Raw genomic sequence first — 19773 nt, 5'->3', positions numbered from 1 at the left:
GTCCCCGATAGAAGACAATTGTATTTTGGACCGGGGCATCCCATATCATCGTGATCGACCAAGGAGACGATCATGAGCTTCGATCCGAATATGACCACCGTGGCTCCCACCGACTGGCGCGCCTATAGCGGCGTGCTATCGCGCCGGGTCTTTGCCTTCATCATCGACTATGTCCTGGTCGGGCTCCTTTGGGTTCCCGCCGCCGTCGTGGTGTTTTTCCTTGGCGTCATCACGCTTGGCCTCGGCTGGCTCCTGTATCCCATTCTGTTTTTCATTGTCGCGGGCCTTTATTTCGGCCTGTCGCTGGCTGGACGCACTCAGGCCACACCTGGCATGCGGGCCATGGGAATTGCCATGATTCGCCTGGATGGCAGCAAGATCGATTTCGTAACCGCCATTGCCCATCTGGCACTATTCTGGATCCTCAATTCCGTGCTGACGCCGCTGATCCTGCTGGCGGGCCTGTTTACCGATCGCTCGCGACTGGTCCATGACTTGCTGCTCGGCACCGCTGCGCTCCGCGCTGGCTGAGTGACAGGCAATGCCGACCAAAAATTGGTAGTCACGAAGGGAACGCTTACAATTTCGCGTTGAACAACCAAATCGTGAAATGAAATAGTTGACCTTTTGAAATCTTGAGCCATGCTAGACATGAACTTGAAGGTCATGGGCAATACCGGGAATCATTGAAAATGATTTTTGGTATTGCATTTTTGGATAGCTCAAGCGCTTGATGCATTTGAGATATTCGACATTCCTGCAAGGTGAGGATGCGTTAGCACCTTCGATGTCTTGGTGTAATGTGCATTCCCGGCCAATGAAGCCAGCGCGCTTTTCCGGGTGCCTGAGAGGACGCATAGACAAAGCATGAACACGCAGGCTGCTACGTCTCCGCAGTTTTATCTGACAGCGCCCGCGCCCTGCCCTTACCTGGCGGGGGAAATGGAGCGGAAGGTCTTCACGCACCTTGTTGGACCACGCGCGCCGGAAATGAACGATCTCCTGACGCAGGGCGGCTTTCGCCGGTCGCAGAATATCGCCTACCGTCCAGCCTGCGAAACCTGCCGCGCCTGCATTTCCGTGCGGATCGTCGCCCGGGAATTCCAGCCTAACCGGACCATGCGTCGCGTAGCAGGCGTCAATGCCGATCTCACCGGCAGCGTCTTTGCAGCCCAGCCTTCGACCGAACAATTCTCACTGTTTCGCACCTATCTTGATCATCGCCACCAGCAGGGCGGCATGTCGGATATGTCCGCGCTCGATTTTGCGATCATGGTGGAAGACAGCCATGTGAAGACCAAGGTGATTGAATATCGCCTACCGAAATTGGACGAGGACAGCGACCGCCCCGGCGAACTGGTGGCCGTGGCGCTATCCGATATCCTCAGCGACGGATTGTCGATGGTTTATTCGTTTTTCAATCCGGCCATGGAAAAACGCTCTCTCGGCACCTTCATGGTTCTCGACCATATCCGCCGTGCCAACGAGATGGGCCTACCCCATGTCTATCTCGGATATTGGGTAAACGGCTCCCGTAAAATGGGATATAAAATCCGCTTCCTGCCGCAGGAACATCTGCTCAGCCAGGGCTGGACCCGTTATGAGCCAGAAAGCGGCGGCGAAGAGTAAACCGAAGCTCACTCTTCGTTTTCCTTTACAGTCTCCTCAAGAGGAGGATGCGCCAGCATCCTGGAGGGCTGGTATGGATCAGGCGACTCGCGCCGCTTGATCGGCAACCTCACGGCGATTGCGCAGCCATTCCGGCAGAACTTCCGCTGCCATGGGACGCGACAGCCAGAAGCCCTGAATTTCATCGCATCCCATGGTTTGCAGGAGATCAGCGGCCTCAAGCGTTTCGACGCCTTCCGCCACCACTTCATAACCAAGACTGTGCGAGAGGTCGATCATCGATCGCACCAACACACGCTCGCGATTGCCTTTTGCCATATCCGCGACGAAAGAACGGTCGATTTTCACGACATCAGCAGGCAATTTCTGCATATAGGCCAAGCTGCTATAGCCAGTGCCGAAGTCGTCGATCGCCAACCGGACGCCATGGGCGCTCAGCGCATGAAGAAGGTCGAGTGATTTTTCAGTCTCCCCCATCATCGCTGTTTCCGTCAATTCAAATTCGATCTGACCCGGCAGGACATCGTATTTCTCTAGTTTCTCCTTCAGGAGTTCCAGAAACTCCGGCTCATTCAAATTGAGAGCCGAAATATTGATCGACAATCGTATGTCGATGCCTTGTCCCCGTAAGATGGCCAGATGGGACAGCGCCTTGTCGATCACCCAGGCGCTCATGGCGCGCACCAGATCGGACGCTTCGATAACCGGCACGAATTCGGCTGGTGAAATCGACCCCAGTTCAGGATGGTTCCAGCGCAGCAACGCTTCGGCGCATTCCGCCTGACCGGTTTTCAAAGACAGCCGCGGCTGGAAAACCAGATGCAATTGATCCTGAGACGCCAGAGCGACAGGAAAATCCTGCAAAAGGCGGAAGTTACGGCGATGCAGCAAATCATGATCGTCGGAAAAAAAGGCAATGCCGGTTTCGCTGTCGCGCGCGTCTTGAACCGCACTTTGCAGCGAGCGCAGCACGTTTTCAGGCTCCATTGCGCCCGGATTGAACCAGGTCACCCCAAGCGAGGGCGTCATCGTCAAACGAAGATTTCCCACCTCGCCGACATCAGACAGTAAGCGTTCCAGCACAGGCAGCAAGCTTTCGGATGTGGCATCCTCCGGCGGGATCAAGGCAAACTGCATCGCGCCAATATGATAGGAGGCGGTATGATCACCCATCGACCTCTGCAGGAACTGCGCCACGGAGCGGATGACACCATCCAGATGCGATGGGCCCATGACACGCGACAACCGGTCGAACTGCATGGTGCGCGCCAGATCGAGAACGCCGATCAACCGTTCCTTGCTAGCGCCGTGCCTGCCAATATCGGCAAGGTCGCTCAACAATTGGAAACGGTTGGGCAGGCCGCTGGCGGCCTCAATACGGCCAACGGCATGCTGCATTTCTATCTGCGCCATGACCATGGCCGCCATATCTGACAACACAGCCATTTCCCTGTCGCCAACCGTGTGAGGCTCATTATCAAGAACGCAGAGCGCGCCCAGGGAATAACCATCCGTCGTCATCAGCGGCACACCGGCATAAAACCGAACGCCAGCCTGCCCGAGGGGACTATCGACATAAAAGGCGTCATTATGAAAATCGTTGACGATCAGCGGCCGACAGGTTTCCGCGACTTCAGCGCAGGGCGCCTTGAACCGCGGAATTTGGTTATGCTCGATTCCTACTTTGGACTTGAACCACTGGCGATCCACGTCTGTCAGCGACACTGCCGCGACCGGCAATCCGAAAAATTCCGATACGATTCGAGTAATCCTGTCGAAGCTTTCGCTCGGCAGGGTATCGAGTATTTTCAGGTTGCGTAGGCTGGTCAGTCTTGCCAGTTCGCGCTTTTGGTTCACAGTCATCGCCTTCTTGGTAGGGCTCGAAGCATTTGATTATCATGCCGAAAGCCAGCCACGCAGAAACGCGGTTCCGAAAGGCGCAGCCAGGCAAAAAACTCTTCCGGCTTGCGTATTGAGCACGGTTTGAAATCAAAAACGCACGGGCACAGCCTTTGTTCCATATGGAGCAGAAGGGATTAAAACCAAGTGATGATGTTAACTGCAAAAAATTTGAATTTATCTATGGTTATAGCATCATGAAGCATTGTTTTCATGCAAAACAAAACCCAGAATTCCGAAGAATTCTGGGTTTGAATAATGGCGGCCAGTCATTTGGGAGATATGCTGGCTGCAAAATAGCTGAAATCGATTCTCTTTAACGAGTCACGCGCCCGAAATGTAAGACGCAGGCTCATGTAACGTCTCATGGATTCCGCACAAAGCCGAAAATATATTATATTCACGAACTTATACAGTAAATCCCAGCCTAACCTAGCCAATCTTGCGGATAAAGCCGTAGACAATATTGCGATTGGCACCGAAACGGACCTGAGCATCGATATCGCCTTCCGGCGTGCTTGCATGAATAACGCGCCACATGTCCTGCTCGCTGCGCAGTAAAAGCGCCCAGTTCATGAAGGTTTCCATATAGCCGTCGACGACAATATCTTCCGCAAAATTGGCGAACATAAAGACACCATTCGGCTTCAGCATGGACAGGCACTTCTTCGTCAGCTTTACAGCTACCTTGTCGTTAAGATAGTCATAAAGGCCCGACGCATAGACGAAATCGAAAGTTCCAAGGTCATGCTGATTGGTCAAGAGGCTACGGACTGATCCATCAATAGGCTCAATGCAGGTGTTTGCGAAATCCCGACGGATGGAGCCGACACTCACAGGGTCCTGATCCAGTGCGATCCAGCGCTTGATTCTGCCCTCTTTCAGAGCGACTGAACGATTGGCCTCGCGTAGGTGGCCTGCGGCAATGGTCAGGATTTCTGCATCCGGCCCGCGTGACGTGGCAATTTCATCGACATGCTGGGTCAGGAGATCGCGGCGCTCCCGTACGGCGACAGATGACGACGCATCCTTGGTGTAATCATACAGCGCCAGCCCGAGAGGCGAAGCAGCGGCAATTTCATTCGCAACGCTTTCATGGCCGTAAATAAAATCAAGTAATTGTGCATCCCCTGAATAGCCGCGCGGCTTGACGCAAGACCAGCGCGTAAAAGGATCCTCAAGAAAATACTTAGATACTTTATGATTTTGCGCCATCGGTATCAGTGACTGCCATAAGACAGGAGAAACCTTACTGCGGAGATTATGAAGCGCTCCAGCCATCATTGCAATGATAGCAGCTGGATCTCTACCGTGCTCAAATTGCTGATAGGCAATGTTGAGAGCCAGGGCCAATTCGGATTCCGCTAAAACTCGCTCGCGATCATCGATTTTCTTGCCTTTTGGCGAAAAAACCTCTGCTGCAATTGCATCTGGAGTGACCAAGCTTTCGCCGTCTAAGACAGTTTCTATATACTGCATATCCGATCTACCTCTAATGTTTTATCGACAAAATTAAATGCTTGATAACTATAAAGTCTGATTCTAACTATTACGACTGGCGATTTGGGCAATTTTCTATTAAGGTTAATAGATGAGAGTGCGTCATATTCAGCGTGATACAGAGGTTTGACGCTTGTCTAAATTCCAATTAAATTTAAGGGTAATTGTGCGCTGTATCACATTAGAGATTCGGGGTTAAAATAAAAAGTGTATCGTGCTGAGTGTGTGAATAGCGCGCATGAAGGAATAGCTTGCATTCCTGTTCACGACGGTAAAACTCAGTGGAACAATCCAGCATGAAGCACCCCGGGTCGGACCCAATGAAAACCGGTCGGCGTGGCACCCCTGACAGAAAGCGAACTGCAGAAGTCGTGAAGCTGTATCGAGACCAGACCGAATCCGAGCGCATTGCCGCAGCACGCCATGGCCTTTGGATCGCTGTGATCGTCTATCTGATGTTTTCAGGGATGGATTACATTCTCATTCCTGACGTTGCATCAACCTTGCTGATCAGCCGTTTTGCGGTTGGCGTTTTGTCTCTCGCCATTTTGGAAGCCCAAATATTCTTTGGCCCGAGAGCCAATATGATAGACTTGACCTGCGCCCTGGCGCTCATCATCGGCTATGGTGGCTGGCTTTTTCCGGCATCAATGACCGATTCGGTTGAGAATTTTCGCTATTACATGGTGTTTGGCGCGATTTTCATGATGGGTGCCAACCTGTTTTTCGGCCTGTATTTCCTATTGTCGATTGTCACCTCTGCTTCAGTACTTGCCTTGTTTCTCTGGGTTGTTACGAGTGTTTTCGGTCGAGAGACGTCTTACATCATTGCTTTCGCGACGTTTTATGTCTTGTGCTTCGTCTTCACCAGCTATGTAAACTGGCGACTGAACAAGGAGCGCTACCATGTTTTCCTGAACGCGCTGGAGGCACGCAAGCAGCATCGGGAAGCGATCGAACGCGGCAAAGCGCTGCTGCGCCTTTCCAATACAGACTATCTGACCGGCGTTGAAAACCGGCGTGCCATCGATCAGCGATTGCGGGACAATTGGGCTGAATGGCAAAGCTCCGGAACCGGCTTTGCCGCAATTCTGGTCGACGTCGATTTTTTCAAGAAATACAATGACTATTACGGCCATCAAGCTGGCGACCATTGTCTGGTCCTGGTCGCCAATGCTCTAAAAACAGCCCTCCTGCCCTTCAATGCCTCCATTGGCCGTTATGGCGGCGAGGAATTTATCGTTCTGGCTGCAGCCGCTAGCCGTGATGATGTTGGGCTGCTGGCTGAGATGATTCGCAATACCGTGGAAAAAATGTCGCTGGTCCACGATCAGCGCAAGGATGGCATCAACGTCGTCACGGTCAGCGTCGGCGCGGCCTTTACACGCCCTCATTTCGGTCCACGGCTGGAAAAGATCATTACCGAGGCGGACCGGGCGCTCTATTCGGCAAAGGCCAATGGTCGTAATTGCGCGCGGTTGTTCGACCCGAACGACCCGCAAAGCAGCGACGATAGCGAACACATAGCCGCCCTGTTGCGGGTGGCTGTAGCCAATAACCTTGTTTCCCTCGTCTATCAGCCGATCCTCAACCTCACGACCGGCAAGATCGACGCTGCGGAAGCCCTGATGCGGCTGAAACTGCTGGATGGGACGCCTGTAACGCCTTCAGTTTTCATCCCGATTGCCGAGCGGACAGGGTCGATCCTCGATCTCGGCTTGTGGACGCTGCGGCAGGCCTGCAACGAAATTCTCGTTCCCGGCCACGCGCCGGTCGTCAGTATCAATGTCTCCCCTATTCAATTGAAAACCCGTGGCTTTGCCGCCGCCGTGGCTGAAATCCTGATCGATACCGGCGTCGATGGGCAGCATGTCGCCTTCGAAATCACCGAAGGCATCAGTATGGATCGTCAATCCGACATCCTGCGCTGCATCAAGGACCTTGAAAATATGGGCATCCGCATCTGGCTGGATGATTTCGGTACTGGTTTCGCTGGCCTGTCCTGGCTGCGGCTCTTCAATTTCGACACGGTGAAGATCGATCGGTCCTTCCTTCAGGACAGCGATACGCCGAAGGGACGCTCCATGCTGCGCGACATCATCGCGCTGGTCCGCAATCGTGGCCACCGCATTCTTGTCGAAGGCATCGAGACCGCTGACCAGCTGGAGTTGATGCGGCAATTCGACATCGATCATGTGCAGGGTTTCTACATCGGCCGCCCTGCAACCCTGGATGTATTCAAGTCCAAGCCCCTGAACCATTTTAGCCCAGCTGAGACGGAAAGCGCAGATGCGCCGCTGATTACCCATTTTATCAGCTAAAGCATCGGACCGAAAAGTGGGAACCGGTTTTCGGATGAATCCGATGCGTAAACAAAAACCTAGAGCATCGGTCCGATTCCTATTTTCGGTCCGATGCTCTAGGGCATTCAATATTTCTTGGAAATGCAGAAATATTCTACAGCATGAGCCGTAGGCAAAACAGAACCGGCGGCCCTGCGCGCTGCATGGTGCGCAGGGCGAAACGGGCAATCAGCCGCTGAATTTGCCGCTGCGCGGGAAGCCCTTGGGAACCGTCCGTCCGGACCCGGCCCGGTCACCCAGCCATTCCAACAGTTCGTCCTTGCTGCGGGTAAAGCTCCGGCCCGCACTGTCTTCCCAGGAAAGCCCGTCTGCAAGGGTAAAGCACTTGATGTCGGAGACACCGCCGTCCTTATAGCGTTGCAGACGCACGCCCTTGCCACGGCTCATTTCCGGGATCTGGGCCAGCGGGAAGACCACCATTTTGCGATTTTCGCCAACCACAGCCACATGGTCGCCGGAAATCGGCACGACCAGCTTGGTTTCATCCGGCATGCCGACATTCATCACCTGCTTGCCCTTGCGGGTATTGGCGGTGATGTCGCTTTCCGCGACGATGAAGCCATTGCCACCGGTCGAGGCGATCAGCAGCTTGCGAGCCGGGTCATGAACGAAGGCCGTCAGCACATCCTGATCGTTTTCCATATCGACCATGATGCGGATCGGCTCGCCATGGCCGCGCCCGCCGGGCAGCTTGTCGCCACCAAGCGTGTAGACCTTGCCGCCGGTGGTCACCAGCAGGATCTTGTCTGTTGTCTGGGCCGGGAAGGCCACGCGCAGCGCATCGCCTTCCTTGAAGGTCAGGCTGGCCTTGTCATAGCTGTGGCCCTTCAGCGCCCGTATCCAGCCCTTTTCGGAGATGACGACGGTGATCGGCTCTTTCTCGATCATCGCTTGCTGGATGGCACCGATATCTGCGTCCGGCGCATTGGCAAACAGCGTGCGGCGGCGGCCAATGTCGGTCGCCTTGGCGTATTTCTTCTTCACCTCGCCGATTTCCGAGGCAACGGTCCCCCATTGCAGGTCGTCAGAGGCCAGCAATGTCTCGATCTCTGCCTTTTCCTTGGAGAGCGCATCATGCTCCTTGCGGATCTCGAATTCCTCGAGCTTGCGCAAATTGCGCAACCGCATGTTCAAGATGGCCTCGGCCTGGTTGTCGGTCAGCTCGAAGCGGGCAATCAGCGCGTCCTTGGCCTCGTCTTCCTCGCGGATGATGCGGATCACCTCGTCGAGATTGAGATAGGCGATCAACAACCCGCCGAGAATTTCAAGCCGCCGGTCAATGGCCGCCAGCCGGAAGCGCGACCGGCGCACCAGCACATCCTTCCGGTGGTCCAGCCACTCCAGCAGCACCTCGTTCAGCGCCATCACCTTCGGCACTTTACCCTGGGAGAGGACGTTCATGTTCAGGGGAATGCGGCTTTCCAGCTCAGAGAGCTTGAACAGCGATTCCATCAGGATAGTCGGATCGACGGTCCGGCTCTTCGGCACCAGCACGACGCGAACGTCTTCAGCTGACTCATCGCGAATGTCTTCCAGCAACGGCAGGCGCTTGGCGATCAGCAATTCGGCGATCTTTTCGATCAACCGGGATTTCTGCACCTGGAACGGGATCTGGGTGATGACGATCTGGTAGCCGCCGCGCCCGAGGTCTTCCGTCTCCCATTTGGCCCGGACCCGGAAACCGCCGCGCCCTGTGCGGTAGGTTTCCAGCATGCTTTCGCGGCTTTCGATGACAATGCCACCGGTCGGGAAATCCGGTCCCTCGATGCCGCCGCGCTGCGGATGAGCCGGATCGGCAAACAGCTCTTCGACAGAAGCGTCGCGGTTCTTGATCAGATAGAGCGCCGCATCGCACAGCTCATGGGCATTGTGCGGCGGGATAGACGTTGCCATGCCGACCGCGATGCCGGAGGCGCCATTGGCAAGCAGATTGGGAAAGGCGCCGGGCAAAACCACCGGCTCATCGTCTTCCTCGTTATAGGTCGGGCGGAAATCTACCGCATCCTGCTCGATACCTTCCAGTAGAAGCCCGGCAACGTCGGTCATCCGTGCTTCGGTATACCGGTAGGCCGCCGCCGAATCGCCGTCGATATTGCCGAAATTGCCCTGACCATCGACAACGGGATAACGCTGCGAAAAATCCTGGGCGAGCCGCACCAGCGCGTCATAAACGGACTGGTCGCCATGCGGGTGAAATTTACCGATGACATCGCCAACGATACGGGCGCATTTCTTGAAGGCGGAATTGGGCCTGATCCCCATTTCGCTCATCGCATGGATGATGCGCCGATGCACGGGCTTGAGGCCATCGCGCACGTCAGGCAGAGCCCGGTGCATGATGGTCGACAGCGCATAGGCCAGGTAGCGCTCTTCCAGCGCGTATTTCAGATCGATCGGTGTGACGTTATCGCCACCGTCGCCAGGCGGTATAAGACTTTTTCCCATGCCCCTTGCGTAGCCGAGAACCCCTTGCACGGCAAGGATTCCGGGGGATGCACCTGTGGATTATCCGATCCGGGCCTTTACGGTCTATGAGACAAAATCAAACTACAGCGCCGTGCGCCCTATAGGGCGCACGGCGCTGTAGCTCTTTATATCTGCTGCATAATTTTCTCCTTAAATCGAACCCGATTTAAGGAATTATGCAGTAGTACGACAAAAAGCATGGCGGATTTCCGTACTGTCTTATAAAGGATCATGACCGCGCAATCGCGCATATCCTTTTGTTCTTAGAGGGAATTGTTATGACGACGCATAAATCCGCCGGGCCCGTCCTGCGCCGTATCCTCTCGGCCAGTGCCGCCATTCTCGTGCTTCCCTCGGCAGCTTTCGCGCTGGATGGCCAGGATTTGCTCGCCAAGATCAATAAATCCTACACCGGGGGCAATGCCGCCATTACCGCCAGTTCCATCGACATCAACGGCGATGTCGTCACCCTGCGCGGCACCAAGCTGAAGCCGGCCAAGGCGTCGGACACCGGCCCGGATTCGACACCAGTCTCGATCGGCGACGTGAAGATGAGCGGCGTGATTGAAAACCAGGACGGCTCCTACGAGATCGACCGGGTCGATTTTCAGCCGCTCAATCTGGTTGAAAACAACTCGACCGTCACCGCCTCCGATCTCTATCTGTCCGGCGTTACCGTGCCGGCCAAGACCGATGGCGGCGATCTCGCCTCCATGCTGTTTTATGAAAAAGCCCATAGCGGCCCGATCAGCGTCAAGGCGGATGGCAAGGAAGTGTTGTCCATGGCCGAGGCCGAAGCGACAACGGCAATCGAGGACGATGGCGCCAGCCTTGCCTTCGAGGGGTCTGTCAAAGGTTTCAAACTCGATCTGTCCACCGTCGATGATCCAAAGAGCCGCGATGCAATCGAAAAGCTCGGGATCAGCATGCTGGATGGCGGCATGACCATGAAAGGCAGCTGGGAACTGCAATCGGGAACGATTGACGTTCAAAACTACACGCTCGATTTCAAGAATGTCGGTAAGCTGACGGTGGCGCTCGGCCTGTCCGGTTATACCCTGGACCTGGTCAAGCAACTTCAGGAAACCGCCCGGGCCATGGAAACCAATGCCAAGGACCCGCAAGCGCAGCAGGCCTCCGGCATCGCCATTCTCGGCCTGATGCAGCAAATGTCCTTCCTGGGCGCCGATATCCGCTTCGACGACGCTGGCATTACTGAGCGGGCGCTGGCCTATAGCGGCAGCCAACAAGGCGTCTCGGGCAAGGATATGGGCCAGATGGTCAAGGCCATGACGCCTTTGATGCTGGCCCAGGCCAAGCTTGGCGATTTCCAGAACGTCGTCACGTCAGCCGTCAATGCCTATATCGATAATCCGAAGAGCCTGACAATCTCCGCGGAACCGCAGAACCCGGTCCCCTTCCCGATGATCGTCGGCGCAGCCATGGGCGCACCGGAGACCCTGCCCAAGGTGCTCGGCGCAAAGGTAACGTCGAACGACTGAGGAGCGTCAAGCTCGAACACAGACGATAAAAGCCGCCAGACTGGCGGCTTTTTTGTGGAATGCGTTATTGCAGATTGCGCTATTTTTCCTGCGGCCCCTGCCCTGCATCCTTGCTGGGCGCGGTAGCAGTATCATGAAGTTTCGTCGCATTGCGAAACAGGATGAGCGCGAAGACAAGACCGGTGGAGACGCCGATGATGACATCGAGAAAGCGCACCAGCCCGCCGGTCGCAGGGCCAAGCAGGATGACCAGAAGTGCTGAGGCGCCAGCCTGGATAGGCGTAACGGGTGCCAGATTGGCCAGCGCGCCCAGAAACATCGCGGCGAATATGGCCAGCGAAATCTGGATGCCGAGCACACTTATCGGCAGGAGAAAGATCAGCTCGCCGACCGCGATGCCGATGGTCACGCCAATGACAACATTGATACCTTGGCGCAGGTGATTGGGAATGCCCGGAGCCAGACAGATGATCGCGGCTATCGCGGCAAAGATCGGCTGCTGGTGGCCGAACAGCCAGTGTGCACCATAAAATGCGACCGCCGCAGCTAAGGCTGCGGCGGTCGCATGGCTGAAGGCATCCCGGATATGGCTAGCAAACCGGGACCACATCGGTTCAGTCTTTCTTAGGCGTCGGCACCACGCGCAGCGCCAATTCGCGCAGCTGGGTCGGCGTTGCCGGAGCCGGTGCGCCCATCAACAGATCCTGCGCCTGCTGGTTCATCGGGAACAGCGAGATTTCGCGCAGGTTCTTGGCGCCCACCAGCAGCATGACCACACGGTCGATACCGAATGCGCAGCCGCCATGCGGCGGTGCGCCGTATTGGAAGGCGCGGTAGAGGCCGCCGAAGCGTTCTTCAACGTCCGTCTGGCTGAGACCAACCTTTTCAAACGCCTTGACCATCAGTTCCGGCGACTGATTACGGATCGAGCCGGAAGCGATTTCAAAGCCGTTACAGACGGCGTCATACTGGTAAGCCTTGAGTGTCAGCGGGTCTTGGCTGTCGAAGGCTTCCAAGCCGCCCTGCGGCATGGAGAACGGGTTGTGGGCGAAATCGATCTTCTTTTCTTCCTCGCTCCATTCGTAGAACGGGAAGTCGACAATCCAGCACATTTCGAAACGGTCGCGGTCAACAAGGTTCAGCTCTTCGCCTGCACGGGTGCGGGCTTCGCCAGCAAACTTGTAGAACTTGGCCGGATCACCCGCGACAAAGAAGCAGGCATCGCCAGCGCCAAGGCCAAGCTGGGCGGCGATGGCAGCTGTGCGCTCTTCGCCAATGTTCTTGGCCAGAGGGCCGGAACCGCCAACCTTGCCGTCTTCTTCCTTCCAGAAGATATAACCAAGGCCCGGCTGGCCGGTGGATTGCGCCCAGGCATTCATGCGATCGCAAACGGCGCGGCCAATCGCGCCCGTTGCTTCCGTATGCTTGACCGGGATCGCCCAGACCTCAACCTTCGGGTTGGAGGCAATCATGCTTGCGAAAATCTTGAAGCCTGAATCCGCGAAATGCTCGGTCACAGCCTGCATAACAATAGGGTTGCGCAGGTCTGGCTTGTCGGAGCCGTATTTGCGGATCGCTTCATCATAGGGAATGCGTGGCCATTGCTTCGTCACAGGCTTGCCTTCGGCAAACTGCTCGAACACCTTGGTCATCATCGGTTCCATCGTGGTCCAGACATCTTCCTGGGTCACGAAGCTCATTTCCACGTCGAGCTGGTAGAACTCACCCGGCAGACGGTCGGCACGCGGGTCTTCATCCCGGAAGCAAGGTGCGATCTGGAAGTAGCGGTCGAAACCAGCCACCATCAACAGCTGCTTATACTGCTGCGGAGCCTGCGGCAGAGCGAAAAACTGGCCTTCATGGATGCGGCTCGGCACCAGGAAGTCGCGCGCACCTTCCGGCGAAGAGGCGGTGAGAATTGGCGTGGTGTATTCGGCAAAGCCAAGCTCGCTCATGCCATTGCGCATGGACGAAATGATCTGGGTGCGCTTGACGATGTTCTTGTGCAGGGTTTCGCGGCGCAGATCGATGAAGCGATACTTCAGGCGGACATCTTCCGGATAGTCCGGCTCACCAAACACCGGCAGCGGCAATTCCTTGGCCACGGCCAGAATTTCGATTTCCTGCGCGTACAGCTCGATTTCGCCCGTCTGCATGGCCTTGTTGACCGTCTCATCGGCGCGAGCCTTGACCACGCCGTCGATGCGGATCACCCATTCACCGCGCACGGTCTCGGCCAGCTTGAAAGCCGGGCTATCGGGATCGGCCACCACCTGCGTGATGCCGTAATGGTCACGAAGGTCGATGAACAAAACGCCGCCATGGTCGCGGACGCGGTGGACCCAGCCGGAAAGGCGCACGGTGGCACCAACATCGGACTTGCGGAGAGCGGCACAGGTGTGGCTGCGGTAACGATGCATTTCGAACGATCCTGGACATGTGTAAAAGGTCAGCACGGACGCAAGGAATGCGCGCTTGGCTGGCATGGAAAATCGGGCGGAAAAGCGCATGGCCGGCCCGATTTGTCAAGGCTACAGGCTTTTACGCTTTGGATTTACGCTATATCGGCATCTCCTGCCGGGGTAAACGTCGCATGCTGTTATAGCCCGACTCACCTGCTTTTGAAAATCCGGCCCATCATGAACAATATCCGTCCGCTTTTGCCCCTGCTCGTCACCGCCGGTATTCTGATCGGCGGCAATGGCTTGCAGGGCACGTTCATTTCGCTGCGCGCCCTTGAAGAAGGGTTCTCGACGACAATGATCGGCGTGGTCGGCACCGGTTATAATATCGGCTTTGCTATCGGCTGCATCTATGTCACCCGGCTGATCCGGGAAATCGGCCATATCCGGGCGTTTGCCGGGCTGGCGGCAATTGCCTCTGCCGCCTCCATCGCCATGCTGATCTTCATCCACCCTGCCGCGTGGTTTTCGATGCGGCTGATCCAGGGCATCTGCTTTGCCGGATTGTTCGCCGTGGTGGAAAGCTGGCTCAATGCCCGCGTCACCAACGACACCCGGGCGCGCACCTTGTCCATCTACCGCTTCGTCGATCTCGGCTCGGTCACCGTGGCGCAATATATCATTCCGGCCGTGGGGATTTCCGGTGTCGATCTGTTTGCGCTGATCGCCATGGCGCTGTCCCTGTCGCTGGTGCCGATTTCCTTTGCCGACCGCACCAGCCCCACCCCGCCCCGGCATGTGGAGTTTAACATCAAGGCCCTGTGGGGCATTTCGCCGCTGGCGACCATCGGCTGCATTGTGGTGGGGCTGACCAATTCCAGTTTCCGGTCGCTCGGACCGATCTATGCCGAAGGCATCGGCATGTCGGTCACGGCCATCGTCACATTCATGAGCATCGGGATTTTTGCGGGCGTGGTGCTGCAATATCCGCTCGGCCATTATTCCGACAAGCTGGATCGGCGCACCATCATTCTGGTGGCCGCAGGCGGTGCCATGCTGGCTGGGCTGTTCCTGACCTTCGTGGCGGGAGCGAGCGAGATCCTCAATTTCATCGGGATTTTCCTGTTCGGTGCCTTTGCCATGCCGCTTTATTCGCTGTGCTCGGCCCATGCCAATGACCACGCAGCCCCCGGCCAGCATGCGCTGGTCTCGGCGGGCACGCTGTTCTTCTGGTCCTGCGGGGCCGTGGTCGGGCCGATGTTTGCCTCCGTCCTGCTCGACCATTTCGGACCAAGGGCGCTGTTTAGCTATATGGTCGTCGTGCTGGCACTGTTCATCCTCTATACCCTGCTGCGGATGCGGGCGCGCGAGGCGGTCCCGACGGAGGAGCGGCGCTATCCCTTCCGGGCGCTGCTGCGCACCTCGGCCTTTTTCAGCAAGCTCGCAGCACCCGTCCGGACAAAGCGGAAATAGGCTCGGCGGCGGCCTTAAGATATTGCTGATTTCCACAATCAACTTTAAAAGATCTGCGTCCCGTCCGACGCTGGAACCGCCCATCATGCCCATTCTCTCCCGCCGCACCCTGTTGAAAGCCTCCGTTGTTGCCGGTGCCTATGGCGCGGGCCTCGGCATTGCCAGCCGCTTCCAAGGCCCACGCATGGCGTTTGCCGCCCCCAAGCCGCTGGAAATCGAGGCGAGGTTTACCTCGGCTACCCTCGACGGCAGCCATGAGACGAAAAAGCTGATGAGCTTTGCTTTGCCTGGCCAAACGGCGGCAATGCCACCCACCATCCGCATGCGCCGGGGCGAGCCTTTCGCGGCAAAACTCATCAACCATATCGACGATGCCACCACTATTCACTGGCATGGCTTGCGGATTCCTAATGCCATGGACGGCGTGCCTTTCCTGACCCAGCCTTATGTCTATCAGGGCGACAGCTTCGATTACGCCTTCACACCGCCCGATGCCGGTACGTTCTGGTATCACCCGCATTGCAACACGCTGACCCAGATGGCGACGGGCATGACCGGAATGATCGTGGTCGAGGACCGCGATGACCCGGTCTTCGACGCGGAAATCGATCTCAATCTGCGCGACTGGCGGCTGGGCGACGATGGCCAGTTCATCGCGCTATTCAAGCCACGCGACACGGCCCGGGCCGGAACCTTCGGCACCGTGCGCACCGCCAATTGGCAGGTGGAGCCGCGCTACGATGCGCCCAGCGGCGGCTTTACCCGGGTGCGGATCGTCAATACCGACGTGACGCGGATCTATACGCTGAAGCTGGAAGGCGCGCAGGCGGTGATCGTCGCGCTGGACGGCCAGCCGGTGCCAGCGATCCTGCCGATGGAGCTTGCCATCGTTGCCCCCGGCCAGCGCATGGACATCATCCTGAAAATGCCCGACAGCGAAGGCAGCGAGGCGCGGCTGACCGATATTCGCCCCAGCACGCCAAAAACCGTGGTCAGCTTCCGCGCCACCGGCGCGTCCTTAAAACGCGATCTGAAGGACGTGCCACCGCTGCGGCCCAATCCTTTCGACAAGCCCGATCTTTCATCCGCCCAGCATATTCCGCTGGTGCTTTCCGCCACGGCGGAAAACGGCGCGAAAGAGTCAATCTGCGGCACGCTCGGCTATTCCTTCTGGGCGATCAACAAGGTGACCTGGCCGGGCGACACCCCGGACCCGACCGCGCCACTGGCGGAATTGAAGCTGGGCAAGAGCTATATCTTCGACCTCGTGAACGACACGCCGCACGCCCATCCCATCCATCTGCATGGCATGAATTTCCAGGTGATCGCCTCCAACAACCGCCCTGCTGTACCGCTGATCTCCGATACCTATCTGGTCATGCCCGATGAAAAGGTTCAACTGGCTTTCGTGGCTGACAATCCCGGCGACTGGGTTTTGCATTGCCATATCATCGAGCATCAGAAGACTGGCATGACAAGCTATATCCGGGTGGCGTAAAAAGACCCTGCCGCGCCGCAATGCCATGATGTCCGTTTTCGTCCAGAAGTGGAAACATGCCGCCAATCATGGCGGAGCGCATTGAATGAATTGCTTGACGGCCAGCGTTGCAAGCAGGTCACAAAACCGTCACCTTCAGTGAAAAACCGGGGAGTTTTAAAGCTTGGCAGGCTCAAACCTTGTCATCAACTTGACAACCAGGACACAAGCGGAAAGGAAAGATATGAATTCGAAGAAATATGCCGGGGCCAAATGATTTCCACAACTCAAGATTTAGAAGCCGCTTGCGAAAAACTGGCCAAATCTGAATTTATCACCATCGATACCGAATTCCTGCGCGAAACCACCTTCTGGCCGGAGCTGTGCCTGATCCAGATGGCCAGTCCAGATCTGGAAGTCATTGTTGATCCGCTGGCTGACGGGATCGATCTTGCTCCCTTTTTCAAGCTGATGGCCAATGGCGATGTGATCAAGGTGTTTCATGCCGCGCGCCAGGACATCGAAATCATTTTTCATCTGGGCAATCTCATTCCCCATCCGATCTTCGACACCCAGGTCGCCGCCATGGTCTGCGGCTTTGGCGATAGCGTGTCCTATGACCAGCTGGTCCAGAAGATCAAGAATATCCATATCGACAAAAGCTCGCGCTTTACCGACTGGAGCCGCCGTCCGCTCTCTGAAAAGCAGCTGGATTATGCGCTGGCTGATGTCACCCATCTGCGCGATGTCTATCTGACGCTGAAGGCCGAGTTGGAGCGTGAAGGCCGCGCCAGCTGGCTGAGCGAAGAAATGGCCATTCTCGAATCCCGCGACACCTATGACCTCCATCCAGACGACGCCTGGCAACGGCTGAAGATGCGTCTGAGAAAACCGCAGGAACTGATGGTGATGAAGGCCGTGACCGCCTGGCGTGAGCGGGAGGCCCGCGCCCGCAACGTGCCGCGTTCACGAGTGATCAAAGACGACGCCATTTTCGAAATCGCCCAACAGCAGCCCCGGGATGTCGAGGCGCTGGGACGGCTGAGGACCATTCCGAAGGGTTGGGAGCGCTCGACGCCGGGCGGCGCGATCATCGAGGCGGTCAATGCCGCGCTGGCAATTCCCAAGGCCGAATGGCCGCAGGTCCAGCGCCAGAACCACGTGCCGGAAGGCACGGCACCGGCGGTGGAATTGCTCAAGGTGCTGCTGCGCCTGACCTGCGAACAGCATGGTGTCGCCGCCAAGATGATTGCCAATACCGACGATCTGGAAAAGATTGCCGTTGAGGGCGAACAGGCCGATGTGCAGGCCATGCGCGGCTGGCGGCGTGATCTGTTCGGCGAGTCGGCGCTAAAGCTGATCAATGGCGGCGTTGCCCTTCGCTTCGTCGGCAAGAAGATCGAAGCCGTCGAATTTATCGAACCCTGATGGTGTCGCTGCGCGCGGCCACAGAGGCAGATATCGGTTTCATGATGTCAGCGGAGCGCCAGCCCGGCTACGACCTGTTGGTCGGTCGGTTCAGCGCGGCGGAACACCTTGCCAATCTCAATGACCCGGCGAAGGCCTATCGGATCGCCGTGTCGCCGGGTGGCGAGCCCCTCGGCTTCGTGTTGTTCCGTGACATCAACGATCCGCAGGATAATCTCTATATCAAGCGCGTCGTGGTTGCCGCGCCCGAAAAGGGAACCGGCACAGCGATGATGCGGCTTGCGCTCACCTGGGCATTCACCAGTACCTCCGCCTACCGGATCTGGCTGACCCACATACCAAACAACCGGCGCGCCCACGCGCTTTACAGCAAGCTTGGCTTTCAGCAGGAAGGCGTGCTGCGCGGGGCCTATGGCCACCGTCAGGACCAGCGCGGCGATCTCGTGCAGATGTCACTGCTGAAACCGGAATGGGACAGCGTAACGTCCGGCTGATAAGACTGATATTGACTCACAGTCCGCTCAATAATCGCTGCTACTTCCCAACTCTTCAACCTGCCGGACCCTTGCCGTGGAACTCCCCTCACCCTTGAAAAGCGCCGTCGAGCGCCTGCTGGAAAACCAGCCGCTGGCACCGCTGATGAAGGCTGCCGAGCGCCTGTCGCAGCGCTACCGTAAGGAAGTGCGCGACGGGCAGTTGCATATCAGCGATGATCTCGCCGCCCACGCCTATTTGGCCGCCCGCCTGCCCGCCACCTTCGCCGCCGTCAGGGCGGCAATGGAGATGGTGGCCGAAGTGCAGGCGGATTTTGCGCCCAGAACCTTGAGCGATTTTGGCTCCGGCCCCGGCACCGCCCTCTGGGCCGCCGCCGATTGCTGGCCGCAATTGCAACAGGCGACGCTGATCGAGGCCAGCCCCGCCATTCGCGCCATCGGCAAAAGCCTGTCGCTGGCGCTGCCCTTTGCCTGCGACTGGCAGGCGGGCGATCTCACCAAGACCCTGCCGCCTATGGCTCCTGCCGATCTGGTGACACTTGCCTATGTGCTCGATGAATTGCCTATCGATGCGGTGGCAAGCATGACGGCAAAGCTCTGGGCCTTGACCGGCGGCACGATCATCATTGTCGAGCCCGGCACGCCGGCAGGCTGGCAGCGGATCGTCACGGCACGGCAGGCACTTCTCGATGCGGGCGCCCATCTGCTTGCACCCTGCCCTCACCAGCAGCTCTGTCCGATCACCAGCCCGGACTGGTGCCACTTTTCAAGGCGCGTCGCCCGTTCTCGCCTGCATCGGCAGGTGAAACAGGGCGAAGTGCCGTGGGAAGACGAGAAATACATTTTCATCGCCGCCTCGCGCCAGCCTGTGACCCTATCTGGAGCGCGGGTGCTGTTGCCGCCCAGGCTGGCCAGCGGCATGGTGAAGCTGAAACTGTGCCAAGGCGATGGAACGGCAGCGGAAACCACTCTCAGCCGCCGTGATGGCGCTCTGTTCAAGGCGGCACGCCGGGCCGATTGGGGTGACTTGCTGATCGCGGAGCAGGAAGATTGATGACCATGCCGCAGAGGATGTTCGATATCGAAGCCGCACTCGCCCATGTGACATGCTGACATATGGGCGAGCATTGGCTTGCAAGC

General features: G+C 57.3%; 14 protein-coding genes. 9 read left to right on the top strand and 5 right to left on the bottom strand.

The window, feature by feature from the left end; genetic code table 11:
• Positions 1–72: 72 nt before the first annotated feature.
• Positions 73–531 carry an RDD family protein gene (locus tag G6L01_RS04510; RefSeq protein ID WP_070167339.1) on the top strand — a complete coding sequence of 153 codons (459 nt, stop codon included), beginning with the start codon at positions 73–75 and terminating at the stop codon, positions 529–531.
• A 336-nt stretch (positions 532–867) separates the two neighbouring features.
• Positions 868–1629, top strand: a complete 762-nt coding sequence (locus G6L01_RS04505; protein WP_070167340.1) for an arginyltransferase — start codon at positions 868–870, stop codon at positions 1627–1629.
• A 78-nt stretch (positions 1630–1707) separates the two neighbouring features.
• Here the strand turns inward: G6L01_RS04505 and G6L01_RS04500 are convergent, their stop codons facing one another.
• A complete protein-coding gene (locus G6L01_RS04500; protein WP_070167341.1) occupies positions 1708–3492 on the bottom strand; it encodes a sensor domain-containing phosphodiesterase in 1785 nt (594 codons plus the stop codon).
• Positions 3493–3960: 468 nt separating this feature from the next.
• Positions 3961–5007 carry a class I SAM-dependent methyltransferase gene (locus G6L01_RS04495; protein WP_070167342.1) on the bottom strand — a complete coding sequence of 349 codons (1047 nt, stop codon included), beginning with the start codon at positions 5005–5007 and terminating at the stop codon, positions 3961–3963.
• 317 nt (positions 5008–5324) lie between these two features.
• Between G6L01_RS04495 and G6L01_RS04490 the strand changes: the two genes are divergently transcribed.
• Positions 5325–7349 (top strand): putative bifunctional diguanylate cyclase/phosphodiesterase, encoded by a 2025-nt coding sequence (locus tag G6L01_RS04490; protein WP_070167343.1) that lies wholly within the window; start codon positions 5325–5327, stop codon positions 7347–7349.
• A gap of 210 nt (positions 7350–7559) precedes the next feature.
• On the opposite strand, the gene parC is transcribed toward G6L01_RS04490, so the two are convergent.
• Positions 7560–9836 (bottom strand): DNA topoisomerase IV subunit A, encoded by a 2277-nt coding sequence (parC, locus tag G6L01_RS04485; RefSeq protein ID WP_070167344.1) that lies wholly within the window; start codon positions 9834–9836, stop codon positions 7560–7562.
• Positions 9837–10135: 299 nt separating this feature from the next.
• On the opposite strand from parC, the gene G6L01_RS04480 reads away from it, so the two are divergent.
• The gene (locus tag G6L01_RS04480; RefSeq protein WP_070167345.1) at positions 10136–11359 is read left to right on the top strand and encodes an AsmA family protein; all 1224 of its coding nucleotides are present in this window, start codon (positions 10136–10138) and stop codon (positions 11357–11359) included.
• A 79-nt stretch (positions 11360–11438) separates the two neighbouring features.
• On the opposite strand, the gene G6L01_RS04475 is transcribed toward G6L01_RS04480, so the two are convergent.
• Positions 11439–11969: an FUSC family protein gene (locus tag G6L01_RS04475; RefSeq protein ID WP_070167346.1), complete on the bottom strand. Its 531-nt coding sequence runs from the start codon at positions 11967–11969 to the stop codon at positions 11439–11441.
• 4 nt (positions 11970–11973) lie between these two features.
• Positions 11974–13779 (bottom strand): aspartate--tRNA ligase, encoded by a 1806-nt coding sequence (gene aspS, locus G6L01_RS04470; protein ID WP_070167458.1) that lies wholly within the window; start codon positions 13777–13779, stop codon positions 11974–11976.
• A 219-nt stretch (positions 13780–13998) separates the two neighbouring features.
• On the opposite strand from aspS, the gene G6L01_RS04465 reads away from it, so the two are divergent.
• From G6L01_RS04465 to G6L01_RS04445, 5 genes are all read left to right on the top strand, one after another.
• A complete protein-coding gene (locus G6L01_RS04465; protein WP_071206481.1) occupies positions 13999–15234 on the top strand; it encodes an MFS transporter in 1236 nt (411 codons plus the stop codon).
• A gap of 85 nt (positions 15235–15319) precedes the next feature.
• Positions 15320–16732 (top strand): multicopper oxidase family protein, encoded by a 1413-nt coding sequence (locus G6L01_RS04460; protein ID WP_070167459.1) that lies wholly within the window; start codon positions 15320–15322, stop codon positions 16730–16732.
• A gap of 252 nt (positions 16733–16984) precedes the next feature.
• The gene (gene rnd, locus G6L01_RS04455; protein ID WP_070167348.1) at positions 16985–18139 is read left to right on the top strand and encodes a ribonuclease D; all 1155 of its coding nucleotides are present in this window, start codon (positions 16985–16987) and stop codon (positions 18137–18139) included.
• Positions 18139–18633, top strand: coding sequence for a GNAT family N-acetyltransferase (locus tag G6L01_RS04450; protein ID WP_070167349.1), 495 nt, complete (start codon positions 18139–18141; stop codon positions 18631–18633). The genes rnd and G6L01_RS04450 overlap by 1 nt, the downstream gene beginning before the upstream one ends.
• A gap of 76 nt (positions 18634–18709) precedes the next feature.
• A complete protein-coding gene (locus G6L01_RS04445) occupies positions 18710–19687 on the top strand; it encodes a small ribosomal subunit Rsm22 family protein (protein WP_070167350.1) in 978 nt (325 codons plus the stop codon).
• The last annotated feature ends 86 nt before the right edge of the window (positions 19688–19773 follow it).

Origin of the sequence: Agrobacterium vitis (assembly GCF_013337045.2) — a bacterium.
GTDB classification, from domain to species: Bacteria; Pseudomonadota; Alphaproteobacteria; order Rhizobiales; family Rhizobiaceae; genus Allorhizobium; species Allorhizobium vitis_B.
This window is presented reverse-complemented; position numbering and strand designations above follow the sequence as displayed.